We start from the raw sequence: 24,411 nt of genomic DNA on the forward strand, positions 1-24,411 counted from the left end.
AGTGAGCGAAGGAAGGAGCGTACTTACGTACGTGACTGACTGAACGAGCGAAGTTGACAACGCAATGCGCAGTGGATTGAAAGCCGAAAAGTCTAGTGATGATGGCGAAGAGGTCACACCCGTTCCCATACCGAACACGGAAGTTAAGCTCTTCAGCGCCGATGGTAGTTGGGGGTCTCCCCCTGCAAGAGTAGGACGTCGCTGGGCGCTATAGGAAGTCGTTACCGAGTAATCGGTGGCGGCTTTTTTGTATTAAGAGAAAAAGGCCGAAGGCAATCATCATTATCTAAGCAAGTGTGCGAGAAAGCAGAGGGGCAAAGAGTTCGAGGAAGCAAGGAAGAGAGGCTCGGAGCGTATAGCATACGCGAGAACCGATCGACTGCGGCTGACAAAGAAATCTGCCGTCTCTGGTTTCGCAGCCGAGCCGATGGTAGTTGGGGGTCCCCCTGCAAGAGTAGGACGTCGCTGGGCACTGGAAAAAGTCGTTACCGAGAAATCGGTGACGGCTTTTTTGTTTGTTCTATAAAGAAATTAGAAGTGCCGAAGGCACCTAACCATTTCTAACTAAGCAAGTGTGCGAGAAAGAAAAGGGGCAAAGAGTTCGAGGAAGCAAGGAAGAGAGGCTCGGAGCGTATAGCATACGCGAGAACCGATCGATTGCGGCTGACGAAGAAATCTGCCGCCCATCTGCTTTCGCAGCCGCGCCGATGGTAGTTGGGGGTCCCCCTGCAAGAGTAGGACGTCGCTGGTACATAGAAAGTCGTCACCAAGTGACTTTTTGTTTTGGTTTAGTTAATTACAAAGAGAAAGACCAAAGGAATATATAATTAGAGTAAGCATCTTTAAATACAGCCAGATAGATAAAATAATCAATTCTTTATAGAGTAAATGACACCTTCCTTTTATTTCATATGCATTTCTTACATATGAAGTGTTCTATTACTATTAAATAGAAAATAAGCAAGTAAGACATGAATAAAGAAACAAGGATTATCCTCAAGACTATTGTGTAGTCAAAGGGAGGACTCTCGCTCAAAAAAATCCTACTATTATCTTATAATCAAAGATCATTCAAAGTCATTAAAAGAAAATGACACCCTTCAAAAAATTTCCCGGAAAATAAATATATATTATAATATCCATCTTTTTAGGCCAAAAATAGGTTCAAAACATCTACTCCTATTTCATGTATAATAGAAAGATAATAAAATTTCGTGGGGTAAAAAAATGCATGAAAAACGTCCATTAGTAGAAGCATTAGAAAAATTTCATAATCAAAAAAATATATCCTTTCATGTTCCTGGTCATAAACATGGACTCTTATCTAACCTTCCAGCTCCTATTAAAGGTGCACTGTCCTACGACTTGACCGAATTAAATGGTTTAGATGACTATCATCATCCTGAAGAAGCTATTAAAGAAGCAGAAGAATTACTGGCATCGACTTATGGAGCAAAAAAAAGCTATTTTCTTGTGAATGGAACAACAGTTGGAAACTTAGCGATGCTATATGCTACCTGTCAGTATGGAGAACAAATAATTGTTCAAAGAAACGCCCATAAGTCTATTTTTCATGCAATTGAATTAGTAGGCGTTGAACCAATTTTTGTCTCACCGGAATGGGATGATCGTACAAAAACAGCCACTTATGTATCGGCAAAATCTATTCAGATTGCCATGGAAGAGTTTCCACAGGCAAAAGGTGTAATACTTACTTACCCAAGCTATTATGGAATGGCTTCGGAGGAGATTAAAAAAATTATAGACTACTGCCATGCAAGAAACCTTCCAGTATTAGTGGATGAAGCACATGGTGCCCATTTCCTAGTTTACAAAGGACTACCACAATCCGCTCTTCAATATGGTGCAGACATAGTTGTTCAATCGGCTCATAAGACATTGCCGGCTATGACGATGGGATCTTTTTTGCATATAAACTCTTCAATTATTGAAGCGCTCCGAGTAAATAAGTATTTAAGGATGCTTCAATCAAGCAGCCCTTCCTATCTACTGATGGCTTCACTAGACGACGCTAGGAGCTATGTGCAAAGATACAATGAAATGGATTTCAAGCAGCTACTATATAAAAGAGAGCTATTTAAACAGGCATTACAATCGATTAAACAAGTGGAGATTATAGAGGTAGATGATCCATTGAAACTGTTAATGCGTGTGGGAGATTATTCTGGATTTCAAGTTCAAAGGGCGTTACAAGATCAGCACATTTACGTTGAGCTTGCTGATACATATCAGGTTTTAATAATATTACCATTATTGAAAAAAGAGCAAGATTATCCTTTTGCAGAAGTAAGAAAGCGTATAAAAATGGCAGTAGATGAGCTTCAAAAAGAGGAGCCGATAGTTCCTAAGGCAATATCAAAAAGTTCTTTGAAAACAGTATCTACGATTGAAATGAATATAGGTTTGTTAAACTGTAAGCAAGGAGAATGGATTCCCTATGCTCGGTCAATAGGTAGAATTGCAAAAGGAATCATCATTCCATACCCACCTGGTATTCCATTAGTTATACCAGGGGAGAAAATTACGATCTCTATGTTAACAGAGCTAGAAGATTGGATTGATAAAGGTGCTTTCTTTCAAGGAGAGCATAGGCTTGCAGAAAAGCTAATATATGTAGTGGAGGATTAATAGTGCAGAAAAAAGGGTATTTTATATCAAGTGAAGGTCCTGAAGGTGCAGGGAAAACAACTGTTATGCAATTACTTGGGGAAAGATTAGTGAAAGAGGGCTACGATGTTGTCATGACAAGAGAGCCTGGTGGTATTAAAATCTCCGAGAAAATTCGTAGCATAATTTTAGATAACGAGCATACAATGATGGATAGCCGCACGGAAGCTTTGTTGTATGCAGCGGCTAGAAGACAGCATCTAGTGGAAAAAATTCAACCTTCCCTAGAGGCTGGAAAAATTGTTATTTGTGATCGTTTTATCGATAGCTCACTTGCATATCAAGGCTATGCAAGAGGAATTGGAGTAGAGGAGATATTATCCATTAACCAATTTGCAATTGGACAAACGATGCCAGACAAGACGCTTCTATTTGATATTGAGCCGAGTCTTGGACTGAAGCGAATTAATGCTCATAGCACCAGAGAGAAAAATAGATTAGACGTGGAAAGTCTTTATTTCCATCAAAAAGTGAGAGAAGGGTACCTATCATTAGTGGAACAATATCCTGAGAGAATACAAGTGATAGATGCCTCTAAATCATTGGAAGAGGTGTTGGAAGAGGCTTATAAAATGGTAAAAATGGAATTAGGAATTTTTAGGTAATAAATGCTATAATAAAATAAACAGAAAATAAAAGTAGGAGTGAGTAGCGATGAAATTAATAGTAGCTGTAGTGCAGGACCAAGATAGTAATAGATTATCGAATGCGTTAACGAAAGCAAAGTTTCGAGCGACAAAACTTGCTAGTACAGGTGGATTTCTAAGATCTGGGAATACTACATTTTTAATCGGTACAGATGACTCCTTGGTACCTTCTGCGTTAGAACTAATAAGAGATAATTGTCGTGCCCGGGAGCAGATGGTTGCTCCGGTTTCTCCTATGGGAGGTAACGCAGACTCATATATACCGTATCCGGTTGAAGTAGAGGTCGGTGGAGCAACGGTATTCGTACTCCCAATTGAACAATTCCATCATTTTTAATAATGAAGGAAAGGACAGAAAACGTTGAAAATTAATCAAGATTTACGAGTAGGGATAGATAAAATACGTAAAGATTCTATACAGAATAATACGAATTCGGCAAAATTTGGGCAAATGGTAACGAAGCATGACCAAAGAATGCAAACTGAAGCTCTGACTAGGCTGTTAGGTGATATTACAACAGCTGGTGATCGTCTAGCTCGGTCAAGAAACCTACGTGATATGGCAAAGTTTAAAATGCTAATTAAAAAGTTTTTGGAAGAAGCAGTAGATTTCGGTATGGGGCTAAAACAGTCTCATACGTGGAATAGATTTGGTGAAGGTAGAAAGCTAAAAATAGTAGAGACAATTGATGAGAAATTAGTAGAGCTAGCGGAAGAAATTCTAAGCCAAGAAAAGAGTTCCATTGAATTGTTGGATAAAATAGGTGAAATTAAAGGCTTACTTATTAATTTGTATACGTAGAAGCTCCCGTGTTTTCGCACAAAGCGAGACACGGGATTTTTTAGAAGATAGGAAGTATATGCTTTTTTGCAATTTATTTATTCGGTGTCTAGCTTCAGGAGCTTACGTTTTTATGAGAAAGGTGGAACAAGATTGAGCATGGTAGAAGAATGGTCAATACAAAACATAGAAAGAATGCAACCAGTAGCTATAAAACATATTCAATCTATTGTAGCTAAAAATCGTATTGGACATGCTTATATAATTGAAGGGGCCAAGGGTACAGGAAAAACAAAGGTTATGCAGTTTTTTGTACAACTGATGTTTTGCGAGAATTCGACAGGAAATGTTCCATGTGAAACATGTCGAAGCTGTAAAAGGCTAAAATCGCATAATCATTTAAATCTTAGTCAGATAGAGCCAGATGGACAAAATATAAAAAGAAATCAAATAGATGATCTGATACATGAGATGAGTAAAACCTCTTTAGAAAGCGGAAGAAAAGTTTATGTGATCCATGAAGCAGACCGATTAAACATTAGTTCCTCTAATACGCTGCTAAAATTTTTAGAGGAGCCACAAAGTGAGATTACAGCAATTTTATTGACAGATAAGATGCATGCTTTGCTTCCAACTATACGTTCAAGATGTCAGCATATCGGCTTGGCTACTATGCCTCAATCGATATTAAAGCAGAAGTTAATAGAGGAAGGAATCACAGATTCTATGGCTTCCACTGTAAGTAGAATGACGAATGAGGTAGAAGAAGGTCTAAATTTAGCGAAAGACGAGCAATTTGGACTTGCAAGGAAATCAGTGTTAAAATTGGTGGAAGCAAGTGAAAAAAGTGTTCAAGATGCATTAATGTGTATTCAAGAAGATTTTGGCCCACTTCTAAAAGAAAAGGAACAAGCAGAACAAGTATTAGATTTACTACTATTTGCTTATCGTGATATAGTAGCTATAAAAGCAACTCCACTCGCAGTTTGTACTTATCCAGATATGATTTCTTTTTGGAAACAGGTAGCATTGTATAAGACATACGAGCAATTGTCTAAACAGTTAGAACTAATTTTAGATGCAAAACAGAATTTGCATAGGAATATGAACCGGACACTGATGATGGAGCAGCTAATGCTTAACCTGCAGGAGGGGTATAGTTTTGTATAAAGTTGTAGGAGTCCGCTTTAAAAAAGCGGGTAAAATATATTATTTTGATCCAGTGGATTATGATTTAGAAAAGGATGATTATGTCATCGTAGAAACTGCTCGCGGGGTAGAGTACGGAAAAGTTGTCGTACCTATTAAGCAAGTAGGAGAAAATGATGTAGTTTTACCTTTAAAACAAGTAGTACGCCCTTCCACAGAAAAGGATCGAATCCAGGTGGAAGAAAATCGTTTAGAATCAGCTCAGGCATTAGCTCTGGGGACTGAAAAGATACTACAAAGAGAATTAGAGATGAAGCTTGTTGATGTTGAATATACATTCGATCGCAACAAAATAATCTTCTATTTTACAGCTGAAGGACGAGTAGATTTTCGTGATTTAGTAAAAGATCTTGCTTCAGTCTTCAGAACACGAATTGAACTTCGACAAATTGGAGTTCGAGATGAAGCTAAAATGTTAGGCGGCATAGGGCCTTGTGGAAGAATGCTTTGCTGTTCAACCTTTCTAGGAGATTTCGAACCAGTGTCTATTAAGATGGCAAAGGATCAAAATCTATCTCTAAATCCTTCTAAAATTTCAGGTTTATGCGGCCGCTTAATGTGTTGCTTAAAGTATGAAAATGATGAATACGAGACGGCAAGAGAGCAAATGCCTGACATTGGTGATAGAATTGAGACACCAGATGGATATGGAAAAGTTGTCAGCATGAATATTTTAGAAAGAATTTTACGTATTGAGTTGGGCGATCCTTTACGTGTGTTAGATTATACGTTAGATGAGATTGTAAACTATGCTAAAAACCCAGTTCAGTGGACGGGGCAATGAGGTGAATAGGTGATGGACCGTAATTTTTTGGATACAATTATAGAATTTGAAAAACAATTAGAGTCCACGCAACTCCAGTTTCGCGCGTTGAAAGAGTTTGTAGCGATTATGATAGAAGAACGACAAGCGTTACAAGAAGAAAATAATCATTTAAGACAAAGGCTAGATGAGATACATGAAAAAGAAGCAATGGACGAAAAGATACGAGAAAATCGATTGAACAAAGCTGATATAGGAGAAGGCTATGATAACTTAGCTAGGCTATATCAGGAAGGGTACCATGTATGTCATGTTCACTTTGGAAGTCCTCGTAAGGAGGAAGATTGTTTATTTTGCTTATCTTTTTTAAATAAACAAAATGTCTAATCAATTGACTGATGCCACTCCATAAGGTGGATGTCAGTCTTTTGTTTTTATGGAGGTAGGATTTATGGAACAATGGCTCAAGGATGATGAAAGGCTAGATTATTTATTGGCAGAGGAATTACGAATCATACAAAGCCCTTCTGTTTTCTCCTTTTCCTTGGATGCAGTATTACTGGCTCGATTTACATACGTGCCGATTAAAAAGGGAAAAATAGTTGATTTGTGTACAGGGAATGGTGCAATCCCTCTATTCCTAAGTGCTCGGTCAAAGTCAGAAATAATAGGTATTGAGTTGCAAGAAAGATTAGCCGATATGGCAATTAGAAGTACCAAATACAACCAACTAACCGATCAAATTCGTATTATACAAGACAATGTTATTGGTATCGCAGGAAAATTAGGTTCAGAGAAATACGATGTGGTTACCTGTAATCCCCCTTACTTTCCTGCTCATGAAGCAAGTGAAAAAAACCTAAAGGAACATATGGCCATTGCTAGGCATGAAATTCATCTAACCTTGGAAGAGGCTGTGCAATCTGCGAGTGAGCTGCTAAAGCAGGGCGGAAAAGCAGCATTTGTACATCGACCAGGTAGATTGTTGGACATTGTTACTGCAATGAGGGCCAATCGGTTAGAACCAAAACGTATTCGCTTTGTGTATCCAAAGAAGGGGAAGGAAGCAAATACATTATTAATAGAAGGAATAAAGGACGGTAAGCCTGATTTGAAGATTCTTCCTCCTTTATATGTGTACGAAGATGATGGAAAGTACACAGATGAAATAAAAGAGATGCTCTATGGAGACAAATAAAATTCATACCTTCTATGTATTACAATGTAAAGACGGTTCCTATTACGCCGGTTATACGAATGATTTAACGAAGCGGATTAAAACTCATAATGAGGGAAAAGGAGCCAAATACACACGAGCAAGAATTCCAGTTCAGTGCGTATATAAGGAAACCTTTGATACAAAGCAAGAGGCTATGCAGGCGGAGTATGCTTTTAAACAGTTAACTAGAAAGCAAAAAATAGCCTATATGAGAGGAGAGTAAGGAAATGAAATCACAAAAATCTACTGAGCACGAACAGAGTAGCTGTTTGTATTTAGTGGCAACTCCAATTGGCAATTTAGAAGATATGACTATGCGGGCTATTCGTATTTTGAAAGAGGTAGATTACATAGCAGCAGAGGACACAAGAAACTCAAAAAAACTATGTAATTATTTTGAGATATCTACCCCTTTAATGAGTTATCATGACCATAACCAACAAGTTGGCGGAGAAAAAATATTAGAAATACTGAGAGAAGGAAAACAAGTAGCTTTAGTCAGTGATGCTGGTTTACCTTGTATCTCAGATCCAGGAGCAGATATAGCAGCAAAAGCTATAGATGAAGGATTTGCGGTTGTCCCGGTGCCAGGAGCCAACGCTGCATTGAGTGCACTAATAGCTTCGGGTATGTCAACTCAGCCATTCTTTTTTTATGGATTTCTTAGCAGAAATAAAAAGGAACGAAAAAAAGAAATTACATTGCTCCAAAAGAGACAAGAGACGATACTATTGTATGAAGCTCCACATCGCCTGAAGGATACATTAAAAGATATACAAGCGATCATGGAAGGGTCACGTCGCATTGTGTTAGCTAGAGAACTCACTAAAAAGTTTGAGGAATTTTTAAGAGGAACGGTAGAGGAAGCATTAGAATGGGCCGAGTCTAATGAAATTCGTGGTGAATTTTGCATTGTGCTAGAAGGCAATGATACAGAAGAAGTACTAGAAGAAGAGGCATGGTGGATTAATTTAAGTATTGAGGAACACGTGGAACATTTAATGAATGAAAAACAATTAAAATCGAAAGAAGCTATTAAAGAGGTGGCTATTCAAAGAGGACTATCTAAAAGAGAAGTTTATCAAAGCTATCACGTAACATAATAAAACATCCGCCATAAGTTATGAACGGATGTTTTAATTAAGTAATTATTTTAAGCTGCTTTGAATTTCTTTGATTAACTGTTCTGCACCTTCTGGGCTAAGAATCAGTTTACCACCAACAAGACGAAGGTTTTCATCTGATACTTCACCAGTAACTGCACAAGTCATATTTGGCATATATTTTTTTAAGATGATTTTATCATCGTCAACATATATTTCAAGCGCATCTTTTTCAGCTATACCTAGTGTACGACGAAGTTCGATAGGAATAACTACGCGTCCTAATTCATCAACTTTACGAACAATACCTGTAGATTTCATTATTAAAGTTTCTCCTCTCAAGAGTGTATATTTTTCGCCAAAATTCGACATTAACCTCTTTTATGTACTTAATCATACCAAGTACTACCATATTGGTCAATAATTATTCTTCTGTTTTCATTAGATTTGATGATAAAAATATGACTACGCTTACATAATATTCCTCTAAAAAAGATGAATTATATCATTCTTGGGAATAATATTGATATTTTTGGAAATAATATGTGGAATAAATATAATTCGACAAAAATGCTTAGATGAATAGATTGAAACCCATAACCCATTTAGATAAAATGAATATTATAGAAGATTCAGCATTGGAGGCAGCAATCATTGAATGCACAAGACAAAACTTTTTATATAACGACACCAATTTACTATCCGAGTGGTAAATTCCATATTGGAACGGCTTATACAACTGTAGCTTCCGATGCAATGGCAAGATATAAACGCTTACGAGGTTATGATGTACGTTTCTTAACAGGTATGGACGAGCATGGACAGAAGATACAGGAAAAAGCCCAGGAAGCTGGAATGGAACCACAAGCTTACGTAGATGAAATTGCGGAAGCTTCTAAGAAAACATGGGCCACTATGAATATATCTTACGATGACTTTATTCAAACTACGGAAAAACGCCATACTCAAGCGGTAGAGAAAATTTTTAAAAAGTTCCTAGATAACGGAGATATTTATAAAGGTGAATATGAGGGTTTATATTGTACTCCTTGTGAATCTTTTTTCACAGAAACTCAATTAGATGAAGGAAACTGTCCTGATTGTGGTAGACCTGTTCATAAAGTAAAGGAAGAATCCTATTTCTTTAATATGAAGAAGTATGCTGATCGCTTGCTAGATTACTACGAAAATAATGTGGAATTTATCGAGCCAGAGTCTAGAAAAAATGAAATGATTAATAATTTCATCAAGCCAGGCCTAGAGGACCTATCTGTCTCTAGGACTTCCTTTGATTGGGGAATCCATGTTCCAGGGGATGCGAAGCATGTTATTTACGTATGGGTGGATGCTTTAACTAATTATATTACTTCACTAGGTTATATGTCAGATGATGATTCTCTATTCAAAAAGTACTGGCCAGCAGATGTACATGTAGTAGGGAAGGATATTGTACGTTTCCATACAATCTATTGGCCAATATTCTTAATGGCTTTAGACTTACCTCTACCTAAAAAGGTTTTTGCACATGGGTTTATCATGATGAAGGACGGTAAGATGTCTAAATCTAAAGGAAACGTTGTATACCCAGAGATGCTAGTAGAGAAATATGGCTTAGACGCTACTCGCTATTTCTTACTTCGTGAGCTTCCATTTGGTCAAGATGGTGTATTCTCTCCAGAATCCTTTGTAGAACGTACAAATTTTGACCTTGCAAACGACTTAGGGAATCTATTGAATAGAACAGTTTCTATGATTAATAAGTATTTTGGTGGTCAGATTCCTGTAAACCAAGGCGAACCTACTGAATTTGATAGTACATTACAACAATTTGCTAAAGAAGCAATTGAAAAATATGAATCAAATATGGAAAAAATGCAATTTAGTATTGTATTGGGAGAGCTTTGGTCTCTAGTATCTCGCACTAACAAATATATTGATGAGACACAACCATGGGTGCTTGCAAAGGATGAGGCGACTAAAGCGCAGCTAGCTAGTGTCATGACTAACCTAGCAGAAAGCCTTCGCCAAATAGCTACATTGATTCAACCATTTATGCCTAACAGCCCAAAAGAAATTATGGAGCAGCTGGGATTAACAGAAATGTATCTAGAATGGGATAAGTTAGGGAAATTTAATGTTATTCCAGAAGGTACACAAGTAATAAGTACAGGAGTACCGATTTTCCCTCGCTTAGACGTAGATGAGGAAGTTGCTTATATTCGTGAGAAAATGCGAGGTTCTGTTATGACTTCACAAGAAGAGGTGAAGGAAGAACCAGAAGAAGAGCAAACAGAGGAAATATCAATTGACGATTTCTTTAAAGTTGATCTACGTGTAGCAACTGTTTTAGAATGTGAAGCAATCCCTAAAGCAGACAAGCTACTTAAATTACAATTAGATTTAGGTTATGAGAAGCGCCAAGTAGTATCTGGGATTGCAAAGCATTATAAGCCGGAGGAACTTATCGGTAAGAAGGTAATTGTAGTGGCTAATTTAAAACCAGTTAAACTTAGAGGAGAGCTATCTCAAGGTATGATTTTGGCTGGTGAAAAAGATGGATTTTTAACTCTAGCAACTGTAGATGAAAAATTAGAAAATGGTGCACAAGTAAAATAATTGATTATCCAAAAAACTGTCGCATGAGCGGCAGTTTTTTTGTACTAATAAAGAGAATTTTTACTTTGAAAGCTTCTCCTTGGTGAAAGGTGGAAAAGCTGTAGTGTCAATTGTGTAGCAGTATTCAAAAATAAAACGCCTTTGTTAAAGGCGCTTTAGTAAATATCTATTTGAGGTATTACCTTAAATATTAATTGTCAGTACAACTTGGACATTAATTGTTGAAACTGCAGGTGACGATTCCAGTGGGATGAGTGAGACAGAAAGCCTTCACAAACATGCGTGAGCTTGTAGCGATGGCTTATCCGCTCTCCCCACTTAAAAGACTCCGCCCATAGCAGAAATCAAATATACGTTATTCTCTTCCATATTTCTTTAATACCGTTCTTCATCGGAAATTGAATTTAATTCATTTAGCATCCTTTTTATGGGATGTCGGTTGATCAACAAATTGATCAACTTGCATGGTTAGTTCTTCCACAAGCTCTTTAAGTAACTGCTTTTGCTCAGTGGATAATTTTCCTTTAACATCATCTAGATTTACGCCATTTTTACGCAGTGTATCACTTACTATTAAATCAATGACCTTTTCAGGAATTGCATTTTTTTTAGGTAAATCGCTCACGTCCATCACTCCTTCTTGTAATATCATTTGTATTATTATATGCAACTATGAATTAAGAGGAGACGAGGGATGTTTTTCGTTTTCCAAACCTACTAATTTTTAGACTCATTAAAAATCTTAGCTGGAGGTTAAATAGAAAATATTTTAAACATATAATCGCTCGAATCCATTTTGAGCGTACTATAATTATATTTAAGTTTTTCTAGACTCTTCGATTTATTTCGAATTTATTATAGAATATCTAACCTAGCTACTAAAGCAAGAAGGATTTGAAGCATTGCCTGAATGTTCACTGCCAAGTCGGTATCAGTGGTTGTAACTGTTATATTTCTTGACCCCTCGACAATCGTTTTTTGAACGTTTCGTTGTTTAGTTTTTATAAATTGTTTCATATCTTGAGCAACTGCTCTAGCTTGATCTGTATCTCCTAGAGTAACGCTAATAACTGCTGCAATTGCAGCTTGAATTCCTAATTGTAACGACAAAGCTGCTTGGGTATCTGTTGTTTGAATTTCAACACCTTCCGAATCCCTTACAATAATCCATTCATATGATTGTTGCTTATTGGAAACGATTTGTTCTCCGTTTTGCTGAACATCCGCATTGTTATTTCTGGTGTCATTGCAATGATCTAATGCTCTCCATTTATTCATATTTTCACCTCTTTTCATTTTATATTAAATTTAAAGAACATCTAATCTAACTACTAATGAAACCAATACTTGTAGCATTGCCTGAATATTCACGGCCAAGTCTGTATCAGTAGTTACAATGTTAACGTCATTTGAGTTATCAATAATGATTTTTTGTCTATTGGTTTGTTCGTCATTAAATTGTTGAAAAATGTCATTTGCAACAGCTTGACCCTGATCAGAATCCCCAATTGCAATACTTACTACTAGAGCAATTGCAAGTTGTAAGCCTACTTGAAGGGATACCGATGCTTGAGTATCTGTTGTCTGAACAGTAATGTTGCATGAATCCTTAATCCAGATTAGTTCATCGGATTCTTGGTCTACAGATGAGACCTGATCAAAATCTTCTAAGACCGTTGCTTCACTAAAGTCATTATTATAATGCCAGTGATTCTTTTCCTGGGCGCTATCCTCAGAATTAAAGCCGTTACAACGTTGGCAGTTCCTTACTGGATAATTACTTTCGTAACTACAATGTTTACATTTCCAGTGACTCATATAAAATCTCCTTTCCTATTTACTAGCTTGGTTGTAAAAAATGCTTAATTTGCAACCTCACTTCTGTATCATATGAACAAGTTAATTACTGACATAGTTTTTTTGACTATCTAAAAAAACTATGTTTTTTTAAATGAATATCTATTTTTAGAAGAAATCTTAAAAGTACAGTAGGTGTTTTAAAAACCCAGATTTAATCTGGCCTGAGGACTTCAATATAGGGAGATAAATAGTTTGATTATGGTGGAAGGTATAAATGATTTAGGAATTTTGTGTATTAAAGTTGATCATGAAGGAATGCGTTATCAGGAGGAAATTAGATGAGAGATTGGACATTTTTATATCTATTAAATTAATGTCATTAATAAAGCAATATAAAATTTTTCTCCAAAGAGTCGTTACCTATATAAAGCATAAAAAAGAGTCATTATTAATGACAAATACCCTATTTATGGTATTGTTTTAAAGTTAATTAACAAATTATTTAATCGAAATTTACCTAAAGAAAACCTTTCCTATTTAAAATTATTTAAGTCAATTTGGTTAATAATATTAAATCGATTAAGTTCCTAAAACATCTAAATAGTATTCGATAAATCCTATTTTTAATTGAATATTTTTGGGAAACTTGTCATTTTATAAGGTAAAATTAATCAAAATAATTGAAAAAATGACTCATTTAATGTAAATGTAATAGTATTGTGATGATTGTAAACAAATAAAAAAGTAAAATGAAGCTCAGATAGGAGAATGAATATGCTAATAGATACACATGTCCATTTAAACGCAGACCAATATGACGAAGATCTTCAGGAAGTAATTCAAAGAGCCTTGGAGGCAAATGTGAACAAAATGGTCGTAATTGGTTTTGATCGTAAAACAATTGAACGTGCAATGGAGTTAGCAGAAAAATATCCGTTTATTTACGCAGTAATCGGCTGGCATCCCGTGGACGCAATCGATTGTACTGAGGATGATTTACAATGGATTGAAGAGTTATCTGCTCATAAAAAAGTAGTAGGTATTGGTGAAACAGGGCTAGACTATTATTGGGACAAGTCTCCAAAAGAAATTCAGCAGACTATCTTCCGCAAGCAAATACGTTTAGCACAAAAGGTAAACTTGCCAATCATCATACATAATCGCGAAGCAACAGAAGATGTAGTAAGAATTCTTAAGGAGGAGGAGGCTCATCTTACAGGTGGGATTATGCACTGCTTCGGTGGAAGTGTAGAAACAGCTAAACAATGTATTGATATGAACTTTATGATTTCACTTGGTGGACCAGTAACATTTAAAAATGCCAAAAAGCCAAAAGAGGTGGCAACTGAAATTTCTTTAGATCATTTGTTAATCGAAACGGATGCTCCTTATTTGGCCCCACATCCTCATAGAGGTAAAAGAAATGAACCGGCACTTGTTGCCCTAGTAGCAGAAGAAATTGCACGATTGAAGGGTATCTCGGTTGAAGAAGTAGCTGAAGCAACAACCCGTAATGCCAAGAGGTTTTTCCACATCGAAGACTAAAATTTATCTGTAATTTTCAATTGGTATACGCACAGTTATGTAAAAATTGGTAAAAACCTAAAGTGTTGACAAGCTTAAAAGTACTCTATATAATCACACGAGTGAACAAGGAGGCGTTTTTCATGCAAGATAAAACCATGAAAAACCTGTTCTTTCATTCATTGAGGAGCAAGAAAACACTAGTAACGATAGCATCTTTACTATTGTTTTTTGCAGTAGTTTCGTTCGTTTTATACGAAGGAACAAAGAAAACTGTTGCTTTAACAGTTAACGGAGAACAACAAGAAATAACAACACATGCCAATACAGTTGGTGAGCTGCTAGATGAAAATAATCTAGTAATCACTAACGATGATTTTTTACATCCCTCAGTGAACACTTCAATCAAAAATAATTTAGAGATTGAGTGGGAGCAGGCAAGACAAATAGAAATTACGGTAGATGGTAAAATTCAAGCTGTCCAGACTACTGATGATTTAGTTTCAGAAGTACTAGCAAAGGCAAATGTTCCATACACCGAACATGATGCGATTACCCCTGCTGCAGATGCAGAGGTGGGACCCGATAATCGAATTGCAATTGAGAAAGCATATGAAGTAACGCTTATAGATGGCAAGGAAGAGAAAAAATTATGGTCCACTTCGACTACGGTCGCTGACTTTTTAAAAAAACATAAGATTCCATTGAATGAATTGGACCGTGTAGAACAGAAAATGGATGAAATTATACTTCCTAATTCTGCAATACAAATAGTGAGAGTAGAAAAGGTCACCGATGTAGTTGAGGAAGAAACAAACTTTGCAGTAGTTACAAAGAAAGACGATTCTCTTCTAAAAGGAAAAGAAAAAGTAGTTGAAACAGGCGAAAAAGGATCTATTGCGCGCACTTATGAGGTTATAAAAGAAAACGGAGTGGAAGTTTCTCGTAACATAGTAAGTGAAAAAGTAACAAAAGAGCCTAAGAAAAAGGTTGTTTCAGTGGGAACTAAAGTAATGACTGCCAGTGCCAACGTATCGCGTGGTACTAATACCTCAGCAGCCCCATCTGGAGGAAGCGAGTTTTATGTTACAGCTACAGCATACACTGCTAGCTGTAATGGCTGTACAGGAGTAACTGCTACTGGTATTAACCTAAAAGCAAATCCAGACGTGAAAGTTGTGGCGGTAGATCCTAGTGTCATTCCACTTGGATCTAAGGTGTGGGTTGAAGGCTATGGTTATGCAATAGCTGGAGATACTGGTGGAGCTATAAAAGGAAACAAAATAGATCTATTTATGGCTTCCAAATCGCAAGCCTATGATTTTGGTCGCAAAAAAGTACGTGTAAAAGTTTTAAAATAATACAAATGGGAATGTAAGTGGTTAGCATAGTATGAATTATCGGGTGTACTATGTGCTAGCTTGCATGAATATATGTATATAAATTTTCCGTATAGCTTTCCCTCTCGTTGATAGGGAGAGCTTTTTTGCGTTATGATAGAGGCTAGCATAGAAGCAGAAAAGAGGGAAAATGCTTGCGTATAAAAGAAATTATTGTCGTAGAAGGAAAAGATGATACGACTGCTATAAAAAGAGCAGTAGATGCTGATACTATAGAAACCAATGGGTCAGCCATTTCTAAAGAGACACTAATGAAAATTCAGCATGCACAGGAAAAAAGAGGAGTCATAGTATTTACTGACCCAGATTATCCTGGAAGAAGAATTCGTGCAATTATAGAAGAGCAAATACCTGGTGTGAAGCACGCTTTTTTATCTAAGGAAAAAACGATAGCGAAAAACGGTAAGAGCCTGGGAATTGAACATGCCAAGGATGAAGATATTCAACAAGCTCTTAGTGATATTTATACCCCAAAAACTGACTCGGAAACTCATATTTCAATACCTTTAGAGGTGTTAATAGAAGGAAGGTTAATTGGGCACCCCAAAGCCAAGGAACGGAGAACAAGACTGGGTGAATTTTTAAAAATTGGCTATACCAATGGAAAGCAGCTACAAAAAAGGCTATCTATTTTTCAAATACACAGGGAGCAGCTTGAAGCAGCTATTCTGCAACTCGATTTGGAGGACAACAAAGAATGACACAAAAAGATATAGCGACCCCGGTTCGCACACAAGAGATACTTAAAAAATATGGATTTTCATTTAAGAAAAGCTTAGGGCAAAATTTCTTAATAGACCCTAATATTCTTAGAAATATTGTAAGTCATGCTAATTTAACGAAAGAATCAGCAGCTATTGAAATAGGACCTGGTATTGGTGCCTTAACAGAGCACTTGGCAAGAGAGGCAGGAAAAGTAGTTGCATTTGAGATAGACCAACGTCTTTTACCAGTCTTAGATGACACACTGTCACCATATAATAACGTAGAAATCATTCATGGGGATATTCTTGAAGCAAATGTGCTACAAATGTTTGAAGAGAGATTGTCTGATTATAAGGATGTCATGGTTGTAGCTAATTTGCCATACTATGTAACAACCCCTATTTTACTAAAGCTGTTAATGGATCGCTTACCTATTCGGGGAATGGTTGTGATGATGCAAAAGGAGGTGGCAGATCGAATTACCGCTTCACCGGGTACCAAAGCATACGGATCCTTATCAATTGCCATTCAATATTACATGAAAGCAGAAGTAGCGATGACTGTTCCAAAGGCAGTATTTATGCCACAGCCTAACGTTGATTCTGCGGTCATAAAGCTAACTCGCCATGAAACACCGCCAGTCCAAGTTATTGATGAGGACTTCTTGTTTAAAGTTTCAAGAGGCTCCTTTGTTCAACGCAGAAAAACGATTATTAATAACCTTCAATCTTCTCTGCCAAATGGCAAGGAAAAAAAGGAATTAATCGTGCAAGCGTTAGAAAAGGTGGGGGTTAACCCTACTCGCAGAGGAGAAACATTAAGTATTGAAGAATTTGGGCGATTGGCAGATGAACTATATCCTAATTTCCATTAAATTTACTTGTTACAATATTAGTAATGTTAATAAATAAAAGTATCCTAAACTAATAATAAAAACGTTGACAAGAGTATGCTTATGTTGATAAAATGTTTTGTTTGACAAAAAAATGGATATGTGTTAATATTGTAATCAGTGAGGTGTAAGCGGAATGCCAAAAACTTTAGCTGATATTAAAAAGTCATTAGATCATCATTTAGGGAAACGTTTGCAGTTAAAAGCAAACGGAGGACGTAAGAAGACAATCGAACGAGCAGGTGTACTAAGAGAAACATATCATGCTGTATTCGTAATCGATTTGGATCAAGATGAAAATTCTTTTGAACGTGTATCTTATAGTTATGCAGACATTTTGACAGAAGCAGTAGAAATCACTATTTATGACGAAGCAAATAATTCAATTGTAGTAAAATGATTGTTTAGAACTTTTATTTTTACATTTTTATATGACAAAAACTTCTTTCCTCATTCGATTGAATGGGAAGGGAGTTTTTTTCTTTATATCGGACATACTAATATTGCTAGTTGTTATTAGGAGGATTCACCAATATGGCTAGAAGAGGAATTATGTCTAAAGAATTAAAAGAAGAGATTGCAAAAGATCTTGGATTTTATGATGTAGTTAAAACTGAAGGCTGGGGTGGGATTAAATCCCGTGATGCAGGTAATATGGTGAAACGCGCAATTGAAATGGCTGAACAACAAATGAACAACCAAAGTAAATAAATCTTACCGAGCACGATATCCAAAAATAACGTACAACTAGCAAAGAAAAGGCGAATTATTAGCCTTTTCTTTTTGATTGTTCTCATTTTTTTCAAAAAGGTAGTACTATGGTAAAATAGGGAACAGCATAAGTAGGAAAAGGAGCAGATGGGATGTACTACGTAAAAGCACCTGCTAAGATAAATTTAACACTCGATGTATTACATAAACGCCCCGATGGTTTTCATGAAGTGGAAATGATTATGACCACGGTTGATTTGGCAGACCGAATTGGGCTTGAATTGAGAGACGATGGAATCATACATATTATTTCAGTAGACCGCTTTGTTCCAAATGATCATCGTAACCTTGCCTATCAAGCGGCAAAGGTACTGAAGGAAATGTATAAGGTGAAATCTGGTGTCTCTATTAAAATTGAAAAGAATATACCAGTAGCAGCTGGTCTGGCTGGTGGTAGCAGCGATGCAGCAGCTACCTTGAAGGGTTTAAATATACTTTGGGAGTTAAACCTTACATTGGACGAGCTAGCTCAAATCGGGACAAAAATAGGATCAGACGTAGCATTTTGTGTATACGGAGGAACTGCTTTGGCAACAGGCCGAGGAGAAAAAATTCAAGAGCTCCCAACGCCAGCTAACTGTTGGGTGATATTAGCTAAGCCGACACTAGGTGTATCAACAGCTGATGTATATGGAAACTTAAAAGTTGATCAGATTGTTCATCCGAAAACGACGCAGATGTTGAAGGCTATACAGGAAAAAGATTATGAATTAATGTGTAACTCCCTAGGTAATGTTTTAGAGGATGTCACCTTAAAGCTTTATCCTGAAGTGGCAAACCTAAAGGAGCAAATGCAACGTTTTGGCGCAGATGCAGTATTGATGAGTGGAAGCGGTCCAACCGTCTTTGGTCTTGTCAACCATGAATCTAGAGTTCAGAGAGTATATAACGGACTAAGAGGATTTTGCGACGAAGTTTATGCAGTAAGACTAATGGGAGATAGAGAATTTCTTGCTTAAACACGTATAATTGTGTTAAGTTTTCTATAAAACATTCGTGATTAGAGGTGATAAGATGAAATGGAAAAGAAGCGAACGACTAGTTGATATGACTCAATATTTAATGGAACATCCTCATAAATTAATCCCTTTGACTTTTTTTGCTTCCTTATACCAATCTGCCAAGTCTTCTATTAGCGAAGACTTGACGATAGTTAAAGAAACATTTGAGGAAAGAGGTAAAGGTTTGCTAGTTACCATACCCGGTGCAGCAGGTGGAGTAAAATTTATCCCTACGATGACCGAAGAAGATGTGAAAAAGGTTGCTCAAGAACTGATGGTTCAGTTGTCGAAAGCAGAGCGCCTTCTACCAGGCGGTTATTTATACATGACAGATTTATTAGGCGAACCTGCTCTTATGAATAAGATAGGAAAAGTCTTTGCATCTGCATTTGCGAACGAAAAAATCGATGCTATTATGACAGTCGCAACTAAAGGTATTCCTATCGCACATGCTATAGCTAGACACTTAAACGTACCTGTAGTCGTAGTTAGAAGAGATAGTAAGGTTACGGAAGGACCGACTGTCAGCATCAATTATGTTTCTGGTTCTGCTAGAAGGATTCAAACAATGGTTCTATCTAAGAGAAGCATGGAAAAAGGGCAACGCGTTCTTATTACCGATGACTTTATGAAAGTCGGTGGAACAATTAACGGAATGAAGAGCCTGTTAGAAGAATTTAATTGTGAGCTTGCAGGGATTGCCGTTCTAGTAGAGGCGGAGCATGAAGGAGATCAACTAGTTAAGGACTACTTGTCCTTAGTTAAATTGCATGAAGTAAATGAAAAAGACGGAACCATCGCTTTAACAGAGGGAAATTATTTTTTAGAGGGGAGACAACAATGATGAAAATAGTATCAACAAATAATGCACCGGCTGCAATTGGTCCATATGTACAAGGTATGGTAGTAAACGGGATGTTTTATAGTTCTGGACAAATTCCTTTAACACCTGAAGGAAAGGTAGTAGAGGGATCTATTACAGAACAGACCGAGCAAGTATTTGCTAATCTAGATGCTGTTTTAACAGAAGCTGGGTCCTCCTTGACTCAAGTAGTCAAAACCTTAGTATTTTTGAAGGATATGAATGACTTTGCAGAGTTTAACCTAGCTTATGAAAAACATTTTGGTGAACATAAACCAGCTCGCTCAGCAGTAGAAGTAGCACGTCTACCTAAGGATGTAAAAGTAGAAATTGAAGTAATAGCAGTTGTTTAATAGTAAAACGCATGTTTTCCTCGGAAACCATGTGTTTTTTTGTATGAATAAACAGAACTAGCTGTATTACATAAATATTATTATAATCTATAAAATATTAAAAATATTCCCAAACTAAGAAGGAAATTTTAAATTTTTGTGGAATAGTAAGTTAATATAGATATTTGCAACTAGGGGGAAGGAGAAATTACATGGAAGTCACAGATGTAAGATTACGCAAAGTATTAACGGATGGTCGTATGAGAGCGATCGCTTCCATCACACTGGACAATGAGTTTGTAGTCCATGACATTAGAGTTATTGAGGGAAATGCAGGACTGTTTGTAGCCATGCCAAGTAAGCGAACACCTGAAGGAGAATTTCGAGATATAGCTCATCCCATTAACGTGGGCACTCGATCTAAAATCCAGGATGCGGTGTTGTATGCCTATCATTTAAGCGATGATGCAGTTCCTGAAGTAGAAGAAGCAACGGCAGAAGCATTATGATAAGATGCTGAATCATTAAGGTGTTTGTCTCCTAAAGGAAGCTTATGACGTAAAATTATCTGTCGAAATTAGATAGGCAGCTTTTTAATATTGTTGAAAAGCTGCCAATATAATCCTCGTTATTATTTTTTAACTACAATAAAGCTCTTCTGCTGGCCTTCATCATTTAACCTATCAAAACAATTATCCCTTACCTATCATTATCTGATATTATTCCCCGATGTAAGATTCATTTCTTCATGTATTATACGCCTATTAATATCCAAAGCTGTGGAAAAAGTTGTGTAATTATTAATAGAATAGGATAAAAAATATATATATTACTTGTTTTGTCATGTATTTGTCAAGAGAATTCCTTGAAAAAAACCCTCATTTCCTATATAGTCAAAAGAGGAAATTAGCCCACTGGAGGGAAATATCAAATGACAAATACCTATGCGGTTGTTTTAGCAGCCGGTAAAGGCACTCGTATGAAGTCTAGTCTATATAAAGTATTACATCCTGTATGTGGTAAGCCAATGGTAGAGCATGTTATTGATAACATGGAAAAAGTAGGAGTAGAGAAGATTGTTACAATCGTAGGCCATGGTGCTGAAATTGTAAAAAGTGAGCTTGGCAATCGAAGTGAATACGCATTACAAGCTGAGCAATTAGGTACGGCTCACGCAGTTTTACAGGCAGAAGAATCACTTGCTAATCTTCAGGGAACTACAATCGTTGTTTGCGGGGATACTCCATTAATTACTGCAGAAACTATTAAGGCTTTGCTAAAGCATCATGAAGAATCCAAAGCAAAAGCAACCATTTTAACTGCTATAGCAGATGATCCTACTGGTTATGGAAGAATTATTCGTAACGAGGCGGGACACGTTAAATCTATAGTAGAACATAAAGATGCAACAGCAACGGAGCAGCTAGTAAAAGAAATTAACTCTGGTACTTACTGCTTTGATAATGAAGCACTATTTAAATCACTAAAGTTAGTAAAAAATGAAAATGTTCAGGGTGAATATTATTTACCTGATGTAATTGGTATACTACAGCAGGACGGAGAAATTGTTTCTGCTTACGCAGCAAAAGATTTTGACGAAACTCTTGGTATTAATGATCGTGTAGCACTTTCTCAAGCAGAACAAATTATGCACTCACGAATTGCTCATCATCATATGCGTGAAGGTGTAACAATCATAGACCCTCAAAGTACATATATAAGCAGTGAAGCAGTTATTGGCGCTGACACTGTACTACAGCCCGGAGTCATTATTGAGGGAAAAACAATAATTGGAGAAAAGTGTACAATTGGTCCTAACAGCCATATTGTATCTAGTGTTATTGGGGCAGAAACAACTGTCCACTCCTCGGTTGTATTATCTAGTGAAGTTGGAAATCATACAGCTATTGGCCCGTTCGCACATATCCGTCCACAATCGGAACTTGGAGATCAAGTTAAAATTGGTAACTTCGTTGAAGTGAAAAAGTCGGTTGTAGGTAATGGAAGTAAAATTTCTCATCTAAGTTATATGGGGGATGCAGCCATTGGTACAAATGTAAACATTGGTTGCGGAGCAATTACGGTTAATTATGATGGTAAAAACAAATTTATGACGACAATTGAAGACGATGCATTTGTTGGATGTAATTCTAATCTTATAGCACCGGTAACGATAGGTAAAAAAGGATATGTAGCAGCAGGATCTACAATAACCAAGAATGTTCCTGGTGAAGCACTGGCTATTGGCCGAGCAAGACAAGAGAATAAAGAAGGCTACGTAAAAAAACTCAAACTAAAATAACCAATTATTCAGGAGGATTATCATGACTCATCGATATGAAAATGCCAAACTAAAAATATTTACTCTTAATTCTAATAAAAAATTAGCTGAAGAAATTGCAAAAGAAGTTGGAGTTCCGCTAGGGAAAAGTACTGTTACAAGATTTAGCGATGGCGAGGTCCAAATCAATATCGAAGAGAGCATTCGTGGGTGTGATGTATTTATCGTTCAATCCACCTCGGGTCCTGTAAACGAACATATAATGGAACTATTAATAATGTTAGATGCAGTAAAACGTGCTTCTGCTCGTAGCGTAAGCGTGGTTTTACCTTATTACGGATATGCTCGTCAAGACAGAAAAGCTCGTGCACGTGAGCCAATTACAGCTAAGCTAGTAGCTAATCTACTGACTTCTGCAGGTGCAACTCGAGCAATCGTTCTAGATTTGCATGCACCACAAATTCAAGGTTTCTTCGATATTCCAATAGACCATTTAGTGGCTGTGCCTATTCTATCTGACTATTTCTTAACGAAAAACCTAGATCCTTCTGAGGTTGTTATAGTTTCACCTGACCACGGTGGAGTTACACGTGCTCGCAAAATGGCAGACCGTTTAAAAGCACCAATTGCTATTATCGATAAACGACGTCCACGCCCGAATGTTGCTGAAGTAATGAACATAGTTGGTAATGTAGAAGGTAAAACGGCTATTTTAATCGATGATATCATTGATACAGCAGGGACAATTTCTATTGCTGCTAATGCCTTAATGGAGAGTGGCGCTAAAGAGGTTTACGCATGCTGTACACATCCTGTGTTATCGGGTCCTGCGATTGAACGTATTGATAACTCTGTTATTAAAGAATTGGTTATTACAAATTCTATCCAATTACCAGAAGATAAGCATTCTCCAAAAATTAAAGAGCTATCTGTAGCCAAACTATTAGGAGATGCGATTGTTCGTGTATTTGAAGAAAAATCTGTAAGTACGCTGTTTGATTAATGCTTATTTAACTTAATATATGTTTGAATCATCCTTCCGAAGGGTATCTTATTTATAGTTACTTATACTTCGGGAGGATGATTTGATTATGGCTACTATTATAAAGGCACAAAAAAGATCACAAAAAGAAAATTCCAAACTAAGAAACAGTGGTTACATACCAGCAGTAGTTTATGGTTTTAAGGTCGATTCCCAACCAATTGCGGTGGATGAAAAGGATTTAACAAAAACACTACGTGAGGTTGGAAGAAATGGTGTAATGAAGCTAGATGTGGAAGGCAGTTCTGTTAATGTAGTATTGAATGATTATCAAATGAACATCCTAAAGGGACAAATGATTCATGCCGATTTCCTTGCGATTAATATGAAGGAAGAGTTAGAAGTAAGTGTAACGGTCAATACTACTGGAACTTCTATTGGTGTTTCAGAGGGTGGGTTACTGCAACAACCAAATAGAGAAGTAACTGTATTAGTAAAACCTTCTGATATCCCAGATTCCATTGAAGTAGATGTTACAGAAACTGCTATTGGTGATACTATAACAGTCGGAGATGTTAGGGAAAAGGTAAATTATACTATAGTAGAAGATGATGATTTCACTTTAGTAACAGTATCTGCACCAAGAGTAGAAACAGAGCCTGAAACAGAAACAGAAGCTGAAGACACAGAAGAAGCACCATCAGAGGAATAGGTAGAAGAGATTGTCATAGACAATCTCTTTTTTTCAGGTAAGTAAGAAGTTTGGACTTTCCCGATTTCATGCCGTGTATACACACCAAGACATTCCACTCGCTTTATAGATGTTTATATCCAC

General features: G+C 36.8%; 28 protein-coding genes and 1 rRNA gene. 25 read left to right on the forward strand and 4 right to left on the reverse strand.

All coding sequences use genetic code 11. The annotated features are described in order from the left end of the window. The first annotated feature begins 91 nt into the window (after positions 1-91). From rrf to rsmI, 11 genes are all read left to right on the forward strand, one after another. Positions 92-207 (forward strand): 5S ribosomal RNA (rrf, locus tag MHB55_RS00155). Between the two features lie 1,020 nt (positions 208-1,227). After that, positions 1,228-2,649 carry an aminotransferase class I/II-fold pyridoxal phosphate-dependent enzyme gene (locus MHB55_RS00160; RefSeq protein WP_154311970.1) on the forward strand — a complete coding sequence of 474 codons (1,422 nt, stop codon included), beginning with the start codon at positions 1,228-1,230 and terminating at the stop codon, positions 2,647-2,649. Positions 2,650-2,651: 2 nt separating this feature from the next. Beyond that, positions 2,652-3,293 (forward strand): dTMP kinase, encoded by a 642-nt coding sequence (tmk, locus tag MHB55_RS00165; RefSeq protein ID WP_151111874.1) that lies wholly within the window; start codon positions 2,652-2,654, stop codon positions 3,291-3,293. Positions 3,294-3,342: 49 nt separating this feature from the next. Then, positions 3,343-3,672: a cyclic-di-AMP receptor gene (locus tag MHB55_RS00170; RefSeq protein ID WP_151111872.1), complete on the forward strand. Its 330-nt coding sequence runs from the start codon at positions 3,343-3,345 to the stop codon at positions 3,670-3,672. 24 nt (positions 3,673-3,696) lie between these two features. Then, a complete protein-coding gene (locus MHB55_RS00175) occupies positions 3,697-4,137 on the forward strand; it encodes a YaaR family protein (RefSeq protein ID WP_151111870.1) in 441 nt (146 codons plus the stop codon). 138 nt (positions 4,138-4,275) lie between these two features. Then, on the forward strand, positions 4,276-5,286 hold the full coding sequence (gene holB / locus MHB55_RS00180; protein WP_144541583.1) for a DNA polymerase III subunit delta': 1,011 nt from the start codon (positions 4,276-4,278) through the stop codon (positions 5,284-5,286). Then, positions 5,279-6,109, forward strand: a complete 831-nt coding sequence (locus tag MHB55_RS00185) for a PSP1 domain-containing protein (protein ID WP_151111868.1) — start codon at positions 5,279-5,281, stop codon at positions 6,107-6,109. Before holB ends, MHB55_RS00185 begins: the two co-directional genes overlap by 8 nt. Before the next feature lie 9 nt (positions 6,110-6,118). Continuing rightward, positions 6,119-6,475, forward strand: a complete 357-nt coding sequence (yabA, locus tag MHB55_RS00190) for a DNA replication initiation control protein YabA (protein WP_144541563.1) — start codon at positions 6,119-6,121, stop codon at positions 6,473-6,475. Between the two features lie 64 nt (positions 6,476-6,539). Further along, a complete protein-coding gene (locus MHB55_RS00195; RefSeq protein WP_340862343.1) occupies positions 6,540-7,286 on the forward strand; it encodes a tRNA1(Val) (adenine(37)-N6)-methyltransferase in 747 nt (248 codons plus the stop codon). Next, the gene (locus MHB55_RS00200; protein WP_151111862.1) at positions 7,273-7,530 is read left to right on the forward strand and encodes a GIY-YIG nuclease family protein; all 258 of its coding nucleotides are present in this window, start codon (positions 7,273-7,275) and stop codon (positions 7,528-7,530) included. The genes MHB55_RS00195 and MHB55_RS00200 overlap by 14 nt, the downstream gene beginning before the upstream one ends. Positions 7,531-7,534: 4 nt before the next feature. Continuing rightward, the gene (gene rsmI, locus MHB55_RS00205) at positions 7,535-8,410 is read left to right on the forward strand and encodes a 16S rRNA (cytidine(1402)-2'-O)-methyltransferase (protein ID WP_144541557.1); all 876 of its coding nucleotides are present in this window, start codon (positions 7,535-7,537) and stop codon (positions 8,408-8,410) included. A gap of 45 nt (positions 8,411-8,455) precedes the next feature. On the opposite strand, the gene MHB55_RS00210 is transcribed toward rsmI, so the two are convergent. Continuing rightward, positions 8,456-8,731 carry an AbrB/MazE/SpoVT family DNA-binding domain-containing protein gene (locus tag MHB55_RS00210; RefSeq protein WP_144541581.1) on the reverse strand — a complete coding sequence of 92 codons (276 nt, stop codon included), beginning with the start codon at positions 8,729-8,731 and terminating at the stop codon, positions 8,456-8,458. A 333-nt stretch (positions 8,732-9,064) separates the two neighbouring features. Here MHB55_RS00210 and metG point away from each other — a divergent pair, with 333 nt between their 5' ends. Then, positions 9,065-11,026: a methionine--tRNA ligase gene (gene metG, locus MHB55_RS00215; protein ID WP_151111859.1), complete on the forward strand. Its 1,962-nt coding sequence runs from the start codon at positions 9,065-9,067 to the stop codon at positions 11,024-11,026. 409 nt (positions 11,027-11,435) lie between these two features. Here the strand turns inward: metG and MHB55_RS00220 are convergent, their stop codons facing one another. The 3 genes from MHB55_RS00220 to MHB55_RS00230 all read right to left on the reverse strand — a co-directional run bounded on the left by MHB55_RS00220 (position 11,436) and on the right by MHB55_RS00230 (position 12,844). After that, positions 11,436-11,651: a spore coat protein gene (locus MHB55_RS00220; protein WP_225216180.1), complete on the reverse strand. Its 216-nt coding sequence runs from the start codon at positions 11,649-11,651 to the stop codon at positions 11,436-11,438. 230 nt (positions 11,652-11,881) lie between these two features. Next, a complete protein-coding gene (locus MHB55_RS00225; protein ID WP_151111857.1) occupies positions 11,882-12,304 on the reverse strand; it encodes a spore coat protein in 423 nt (140 codons plus the stop codon). Positions 12,305-12,334: 30 nt separating this feature from the next. Beyond that, positions 12,335-12,844 (reverse strand): spore coat protein, encoded by a 510-nt coding sequence (locus MHB55_RS00230; protein ID WP_144541551.1) that lies wholly within the window; start codon positions 12,842-12,844, stop codon positions 12,335-12,337. Positions 12,845-13,600: 756 nt separating this feature from the next. Here MHB55_RS00230 and MHB55_RS00235 point away from each other — a divergent pair. From MHB55_RS00235 to MHB55_RS00295, 13 genes are all read left to right on the forward strand, one after another. Further along, positions 13,601-14,371 (forward strand): TatD family hydrolase, encoded by a 771-nt coding sequence (locus tag MHB55_RS00235; protein ID WP_144541549.1) that lies wholly within the window; start codon positions 13,601-13,603, stop codon positions 14,369-14,371. A 122-nt stretch (positions 14,372-14,493) separates the two neighbouring features. Beyond that, positions 14,494-15,711 (forward strand): ubiquitin-like domain-containing protein, encoded by a 1,218-nt coding sequence (locus MHB55_RS00240; RefSeq protein WP_340862344.1) that lies wholly within the window; start codon positions 14,494-14,496, stop codon positions 15,709-15,711. A gap of 173 nt (positions 15,712-15,884) precedes the next feature. Beyond that, entirely contained in the window at positions 15,885-16,451 is a 567-nt protein-coding gene (gene rnmV, locus MHB55_RS00245; protein WP_154311967.1) for a ribonuclease M5, read from the forward strand. Next, a complete protein-coding gene (rsmA, locus tag MHB55_RS00250; protein ID WP_154311966.1) occupies positions 16,448-17,329 on the forward strand; it encodes a 16S rRNA (adenine(1518)-N(6)/adenine(1519)-N(6))-dimethyltransferase RsmA in 882 nt (293 codons plus the stop codon). Before rnmV ends, rsmA begins: the two co-directional genes overlap by 4 nt. A 154-nt stretch (positions 17,330-17,483) precedes the next feature. Continuing rightward, positions 17,484-17,747, forward strand: a complete 264-nt coding sequence (gene veg / locus MHB55_RS00255; protein WP_144541541.1) for a biofilm formation stimulator Veg — start codon at positions 17,484-17,486, stop codon at positions 17,745-17,747. Positions 17,748-17,881: 134 nt separating this feature from the next. Further along, positions 17,882-18,058, forward strand: coding sequence for a small, acid-soluble spore protein, alpha/beta type (locus tag MHB55_RS00260; protein WP_144541539.1), 177 nt, complete (start codon positions 17,882-17,884; stop codon positions 18,056-18,058). 152 nt (positions 18,059-18,210) lie between these two features. After that, a complete protein-coding gene (ispE, locus tag MHB55_RS00265) occupies positions 18,211-19,077 on the forward strand; it encodes a 4-(cytidine 5'-diphospho)-2-C-methyl-D-erythritol kinase (protein WP_154311965.1) in 867 nt (288 codons plus the stop codon). A 55-nt stretch (positions 19,078-19,132) separates the two neighbouring features. Next, entirely contained in the window at positions 19,133-19,963 is an 831-nt protein-coding gene (gene purR, locus MHB55_RS00270; protein WP_144541536.1) for a pur operon repressor, read from the forward strand. Beyond that, positions 19,963-20,334 (forward strand): RidA family protein, encoded by a 372-nt coding sequence (locus MHB55_RS00275; protein WP_144541577.1) that lies wholly within the window; start codon positions 19,963-19,965, stop codon positions 20,332-20,334. The genes purR and MHB55_RS00275 overlap by 1 nt, the downstream gene beginning before the upstream one ends. Before the next feature lie 191 nt (positions 20,335-20,525). Then, complete coding sequence (gene spoVG, locus MHB55_RS00280) at positions 20,526-20,822, forward strand: septation regulator SpoVG (RefSeq protein ID WP_144541534.1); 297 nt, start codon at positions 20,526-20,528, stop codon at positions 20,820-20,822. A 422-nt stretch (positions 20,823-21,244) separates the two neighbouring features. Then, on the forward strand, positions 21,245-22,615 hold the full coding sequence (glmU, locus tag MHB55_RS00285) for a bifunctional UDP-N-acetylglucosamine diphosphorylase/glucosamine-1-phosphate N-acetyltransferase GlmU (RefSeq protein ID WP_191697931.1): 1,371 nt from the start codon (positions 21,245-21,247) through the stop codon (positions 22,613-22,615). A 22-nt stretch (positions 22,616-22,637) separates the two neighbouring features. Beyond that, entirely contained in the window at positions 22,638-23,597 is a 960-nt protein-coding gene (locus MHB55_RS00290) for a ribose-phosphate diphosphokinase (RefSeq protein WP_144541530.1), read from the forward strand. Positions 23,598-23,685: 88 nt separating this feature from the next. After that, a complete protein-coding gene (locus MHB55_RS00295; protein ID WP_144541528.1) occupies positions 23,686-24,288 on the forward strand; it encodes a 50S ribosomal protein L25/general stress protein Ctc in 603 nt (200 codons plus the stop codon). Positions 24,289-24,411 lie beyond the last annotated feature (123 nt).

This window comes from Psychrobacillus sp. FSL K6-1267, assembly GCF_038003265.1.
In the GTDB taxonomy this organism is placed as follows: domain Bacteria; phylum Bacillota; class Bacilli; order Bacillales_A; family Planococcaceae; genus Psychrobacillus; species Psychrobacillus faecigallinarum.